General features: G+C 55.2%; 5 protein-coding genes and 1 pseudogene. 2 read left to right on the top strand and 4 right to left on the bottom strand.

Going from position 1 to position 4,589, the window contains the following annotated elements:
* From JWR14_RS38635 to JWR14_RS27210, 4 genes and pseudogenes are all read right to left on the bottom strand, one after another.
* Positions 1–247: pseudogene (locus JWR14_RS38635) on the bottom strand (hypothetical protein); the annotation flags it as partial.
* A 643-nt stretch (positions 248–890) separates the two neighbouring features.
* Positions 891–1,229 carry an EthD domain-containing protein gene (locus JWR14_RS27200; protein ID WP_299714884.1) on the bottom strand — a complete coding sequence of 113 codons (339 nt, stop codon included), beginning with the start codon at positions 1,227–1,229 and terminating at the stop codon, positions 891–893.
* A gap of 280 nt (positions 1,230–1,509) precedes the next feature.
* On the bottom strand, positions 1,510–1,839 hold the full coding sequence (locus tag JWR14_RS27205; RefSeq protein WP_299714874.1) for a YciI family protein: 330 nt from the start codon (positions 1,837–1,839) through the stop codon (positions 1,510–1,512).
* Between the two features lie 67 nt (positions 1,840–1,906).
* Positions 1,907–2,782 carry an SDR family oxidoreductase gene (locus JWR14_RS27210; RefSeq protein ID WP_299714877.1) on the bottom strand — a complete coding sequence of 292 codons (876 nt, stop codon included), beginning with the start codon at positions 2,780–2,782 and terminating at the stop codon, positions 1,907–1,909.
* Positions 2,783–2,804: 22 nt separating this feature from the next.
* On the opposite strand from JWR14_RS27210, the gene JWR14_RS27215 reads away from it, so the two are divergent.
* Together JWR14_RS27215 and JWR14_RS27220 are read left to right on the top strand one after the other, a co-directional pair.
* On the top strand, positions 2,805–3,704 hold the full coding sequence (locus JWR14_RS27215; RefSeq protein WP_299714880.1) for a LysR family transcriptional regulator: 900 nt from the start codon (positions 2,805–2,807) through the stop codon (positions 3,702–3,704).
* 781 nt (positions 3,705–4,485) lie between these two features.
* Positions 4,486–4,589 (top strand): helix-turn-helix domain-containing protein (locus tag JWR14_RS27220; RefSeq protein WP_299714887.1); only part of this gene is annotated, 104 nt, incomplete at its 3' end.

Consider the following 4,589-nt stretch of genomic DNA (forward strand, 5'->3'; position numbering starts at 1 on the left):
CTCTCCCAAGTTTGACCGCCCCCGAAACACCGACACTTTCGCCATGCGAGTGCAAGCATGGTGCCGCTCTGGCCTGCATCGGTGAAACCGTTTCACTCAAGATCGCGGTCGCTTCGCGGCCCAACCCGGCCGCAATGCCGACTCCTTCACTTACCCGGAGGCTGGATGCCGTGGTCAGGCCGCGCAGTTCGCGCTCTGCGCTCAGCTGATTCGACTGCTGCGCGTCCGAACCGTTGGCAAAAGACACGCACGATCGGGGAATTCCCATCGCTGAGCGATACGGGTTCAGCGTGTATAACGCACTGATCGTCGCCTCCGCACGCCTTTCCGGAGGCGAAGCCCTCGTACTCCGAGGATATGCAGGATGGGCTCGTGGTCGACGGACAGGCGCAAATCTAATCCATTCAAAGCGGAGTCGTCGGCAGCGTCTTGAACCGGCAACGTGGTCCCCCTGCCTCGCGACAGGGGCACTGCTACTTCATGGATCGGACGACTAACGAGCGGAGCGCGTCATTTTCGACGAACGGTTCGGAGTGCCGGAAGACCGAGAGCTCGCATGGACGCTTTATAAGCTGCCGGAAATCGAGGATCGTAGTCCCTTGCAAGCCATCCGGCAGGCTGTCATTGACAAGAGGGACCCTGAGCGGCCATTCGAGCCAGCTCCTGCGCAACAATCGCTTCCAATCTACTAGGGACACCCGCGTCGTTGAGAAGCGAAGCTGTCGCCGGCCAAATCAATCCTCTTGGCTTTTAACGCTTTGTTTTTGGCGCATCCGATATGGACGATCGATCCCGCATATAAAGCCATATTGTTCGCGTTAGATTGCTGTAATCATGGGGTGCGGTTAATTGCAGTCCTGGACTAAATACCCAGGGCTCTCGCAACAATATCAAGCGTTGTAATCAACCTTCTCTTCGCTGAATAAAACGAGTGTCTTCGAGCGGTCAAGGAAATTTTCATCATCCTTAGCAATGACTTCAGCCCACTTGGGCGATCCAATTACCTTGTAGACCGCTTCCATATTGGGGAACCATGCTTCAGCATAGCCATCGAACGGCGCCGCGGTTACCCCTTCGGGGACGCCTCCTATGTTGTGCTGCTGAGTGTAGCGGATGGTGTTCTCCATGACTTCTGGGACGGTTTGGACAGTTGGCCAATGCACGTTTTTCCAGTAGTCGCTGAACTGCTCGAACGTCAAGTCCGCTTTTCGGGTTAGAAACAAGCTCATTTTAATCACGTCGCTACTCCTTTATTCATGGAAGACCACCCCGTTTTCATGAGTTATTCATCGAGGGCCGCCGCTTTCAGCATGGGAACAATAGCGTTGGGTCTGGGCAATCACTTCAACGAAGGCAATCGATTGCCAACAAACAGTCAAACTTTAATTTCTCACTCTACTGAGCAAATTGACGTTGCATTGCGCGTCGCCGTGCCGTGCTCCGGAGGTGGCGAGGTAACGGATTTTCGACGGCTGGTGATCATGTTCCTCTGAGCCGGTCGTCAGCAGCTTAGTCGTGGAACGGGACCCAGAACATCTTGACCTCGACGTTGAGGAGGCCTGACTTCACCGTCGGATCATTCGTCGCAATCTTGTTGGCTTCCTCGTAATCAGCGGCCTTGAAGATCGTCATGCCGCCGTCGTCCAACACGCCGTTTAGACCCCCGGCTTCTTTCATGAACGGACCGCTCAGGACGGTCAAACCCTTGTCAGCCATCTCCGTCATGTACCCGACATGGTCCATAAAGCCGGGCTGCTCGTTGTACTTCACACCTTGCGTCCAATTCGGGCCAGGGCTTTGAAACGCCACAAAATAGTGAGGGCCGTTTTCGTCAACCATAATGAACTCCATTTAACGTATGTTGTGTGAATCAGGACAAGTGAGTTTCAAGTGCTTGGACGAACACCTACGCGGTGATCCCACCGTCCACATTCAACGTGATTCCAGTGATGAAGCTTGAGTCCGGGCGCGCGAGGAAGGCAACCGCCGCAGCTACTTCGAACGGCTTGCCAAAACGCCCCATCGGCACTGATGCGCGTTCCATGTCGGCGAAATCACCCGTTGCCGGATTCATTTCAGTTTCGATCGGACCCGGCGCAACCGTATTGACAGTGATCCCTCGGGTTGCGAGATCCCGTGCCCAACTGCGGGTATAAGCAGCGACAGCGGCTTTTGTCGCCGCATAGTCGCCCATCCCTGGCCACGTCGACTGATCGCCCAACCCTGACCCAATAGAGATGATTCGAGCGTTATCAGGCATTAGAGGCACAGCCGCCCTTACTGCTGCCGCGACACCGCGAACGTTCACAGAAAACGCCTTGTCGATTGCCGCCAGGTCGGCACCGGCGTCCGACACCAAGCCATAAACGAGCACGCCGGCGTTATTCACCAAGATATCCAGCGCGGAAAATTGCTCTACGACAGCCTTGACCAGCGACGTCACCTGACCAGCATCACCTTGGTCTGCCTTGAAAGCGGCCGCTTGGACGCCCAGCTCCTTTAGCTCACGCACAAGGTTCGATGCTTGTTCATCGGACGACGAATAGCTGATCGCTACATTTGCGCCATCGTGAGCAAGACGCCGAGCGATTTCAGCGCCAATTCCCCGCGAACCGCCAGTAACCAATGCTGTCTTGCCAGTAAGAGGCTTGTTCATGACTATCTCCGTGTACTGGGATGAGCGCACGAGAGGCACGCCTTGAATCCGTGAACAAACTATAGGGCGAACGGATTGTTGGATAAATCCCCATTGTGTGGAATGATTGTCTACCAGCAGCAACAATCCACATCAAGCGAGCCTCAGCATGGACCAATTGCTTGCCATACGAAGCTTCATACGGGTTGCGGAAACCGGATCATTTTCTCGGGCCGCCGATTCACTGAACATGCCCAAGGCAACGGTCAGCAAGCTGATCAAAGAGCTGGAAAGTCATGTTGGAGCCCGATTGCTTCAGCGCACGACCCGACGAGTGTCGGTTACGGCAGATGGGAACGCGTACTACGATCGGACTGCGCGGCTAATCCGCGAGCTTGAAGATGCTGATCAGGGTTTTTCGGCGGGACACGTATTGCCCAAGGGTCGCATCCGTATCGATGTAGTTGGTACATTGGCTCGCCTTTTCATCATTCCAGCGCTACCTGAATTCTTCGCACGCTATCCTGATATGCAGATCGATTTCGGCATCAGCGACAAGTCGGCCGATATGATCGGCGACAACATCGACTGCGTCATTCGCGGGGGCTCGGCCGCGGATCTTTCGATGGTTGCTCGCCTGCTAGGTACGACGTCATGGACGACATGCGCAACCCCTGGCTACCTCGAAAAATATGGCCGACCACTCCACCCGAATGACCTTCTCCGGAATCATCGCATCATCGGATTCCATTCGCCGAACAGCGGGCGTCCAATGCCATCGCGCTTCATGAAAAACGGTGAGCTGATCGAGATAGACGGTCCTTACGCGGTCAGCGTCAACGATGGCGCAGCCCGTGCCGTAGCAGGTCTGGCCGGGCTCGGAATTTTGCAGACTTTCAGCTATGTGATCAAAGACCAGATCGAGAGCGGCTCACTGGTCCCGATACTTGAGGACTGGCGTCAACCCGCTTACCCGTTTCATGTCGTCTATCCGCAAAATCGGGCTTTGAGCCGACGCGTGCGTGTTTTTATCGACTGGGTGGTAGAACTGTTCGATCACCTCGACTAATCGATAGGCGAGGAACGTGACGCCCGCGTCGACATGACACGAAGCATCGGACGCAATAGAGGTGCCAAGCGGCGTAAGTCGGACCTTCGTCCAACAATGTTCGGCAGGCTCCGATGCAGTGTCAAAAGCCCCCTTGCCGCTCTCTACCTGCTCGCGATCGACAGAAGTCGACCCCATAAGAGTCTTTGCTGATCGGGATTCAAATGCCCGCTCCGACTACTACAGCGGACGCTTGCAGCAGCGTTCGGTCTCGTATCGAGTAGAAGTGACTGGTGAATCCGCTTCGTTTTCCGGCAGATTTTGTCGATAGCTGAAATGCAATGCGGCGCCCACGGACTTGCCGCAGGCGCCACCCTTCGCACTAGTCCGCAGCAGGGAAGAATAGGCGAGCAAGGCAGTTGCGAGCAAACCGGCTAACCAGATCATGATTGCGGCGCCCTTGAATGTCTGATGCGAAGCTCGGGGAACATCTTCATATACGCGGAATGGCAATTTCGTTTTGAGGGGAACGACTTATGCATGACTGGACTTTTGTTTGTGAACATCCGCAGTAATTTACGGAAGTCCACATCAAGAGCGCACTGAGTTTCGTGCCGCGACATCAAAACGGCGTAAAGACGCGTCACAAGGCCGCGGCTGACGCGGCCAGCACGCGGCAAAGAGAAGATGTTGATTTGCACTGAATTCTGACCCACCTGACACGGTGATTTGCATCGAATATTGACCCACGTAGAACAGACTGGCCCGCTGAAGCGACAAGCGGGAGAACGGAGTGATCGACATGGCAATATTGAGCATCATTCGACGCTGGCACTATCGCGATCATGTCTCGTTGCGCGAGATCGCCAAACGCCTCGGCGTATCGAGAAACACGGTCAGGCGCTA

This window comes from Caballeronia sp. (assembly GCF_028292365.1).
Lineage (GTDB): Bacteria > Pseudomonadota > Gammaproteobacteria > Burkholderiales > Burkholderiaceae > Caballeronia.